The organism is Mesorhizobium sp. B1-1-5 (genome assembly GCF_006443065.1).
Lineage (GTDB): Bacteria > Pseudomonadota > Alphaproteobacteria > Rhizobiales > Rhizobiaceae > Mesorhizobium.
In genome coordinates, this window is sequence record NZ_VFWS01000586.1 from 1 (window position 1) to 1105 (window position 1105).

Consider the following 1105-nt stretch of genomic DNA (forward strand, 5'->3'; position numbering starts at 1 on the left):
GACGCCGAAACGATGCGCGCCGCCGGCATCGAAAAAGCCGACGACCTCCAGGCAATGCTTCGCGCCTGCGACTTCGTCTCAATCCATTGCGTGCTGAACGACAGCACGCGCGGCCTGATCGGCAAGGACACCATCGCGCGGATGAAACCCGGCGTGATCTTCGTCAACACGGCGCGCGGGCCGCTGGTCGACTATGACGCACTCTATGAGGCGCTTGTTTCAGGCCAGATCGCCAGCGCCATGCTGGAGACGTTCGCGGTCGAGCCTGTGCCGTCGGACTGGCCCTTGCTGCAGCTTCCCAACGTGACGCTGACGCCGCATATCGCCGGCGCCTCGGTGCGCACCGTGACCTATGCGGCCGAGCAGGCCGCCGAGGAAGTGCGCCGCTATATCGCCGGGCTGCCTCCGGTCAATCCGTGCTGAGGCGGCAGCCATGGTGTGTAAATCCGGCAGCGAGCTCGTGACGAGATGAGTGGCGGACCCGAAATCGTCGACCTTTTCGTCATCGGCGGCGGCGTCAACGGCGCCGGCATAGCCCGCGATGCAGCAGGCCGCGGCCTCTCCGTCATCCTGTGCGAAAAGGACGATCTGGCGGAAGGCACCAGTTCGCGATCGGGCAAGCTCGTCCATGGCGGCCTGCGCTACCTCGAATATTACGAGTTCCGCCTGGTGCGCGAGGCGCTGATCGAGCGCGAGGTACTCCTGGAATCGGCACCGCACATCATCTGGCCGATGCGCTTCGTGCTGCCGCACAGTCCTGACGACCGGCCGGCCTGGCTGGTGCGGCTCGGCCTGTTCCTCTACGACCATCTCGGCGGCCGCAAGCGGCTGCCGGCCACCCGCACGCTCGACCTGCGCACCGCGCCCGAGGGCGCGCCGATCAAGGACGAGTTCAAGCGCGGTTTCGAATATTCCGATTGCTGGGTCGACGACGCCCGTCTCGTGCTGATCAATGCGCTGGATGCGCGCGAGCGCGGAGCGAAGATCTTCACCCGAACCGCCTGCACCGCCGCCCGCCGGGAAGGCGGCCTCTGGTCGGTGGAGATGCGCGACGGCAAGACCGGCGTGAAAACCACCGTGCGAGCGCGGGCGCTGGTCACTGCCG

At 66.9% G+C, this 1105-nt stretch carries 2 protein-coding genes; both read left to right on the forward strand.

The features are described from left to right. Positions 1 to 423 (forward strand): NAD(P)-dependent oxidoreductase (locus tag FJ980_RS33525; protein ID WP_281406367.1); only part of this gene is annotated, 423 nt, incomplete at its 5' end. 45 nt (positions 424 to 468) lie between these two features. Then, on the forward strand, positions 469 to 1105 hold a 637-nt coding region (locus FJ980_RS33530; protein WP_140547656.1), incomplete at its 3' end, for a glycerol-3-phosphate dehydrogenase.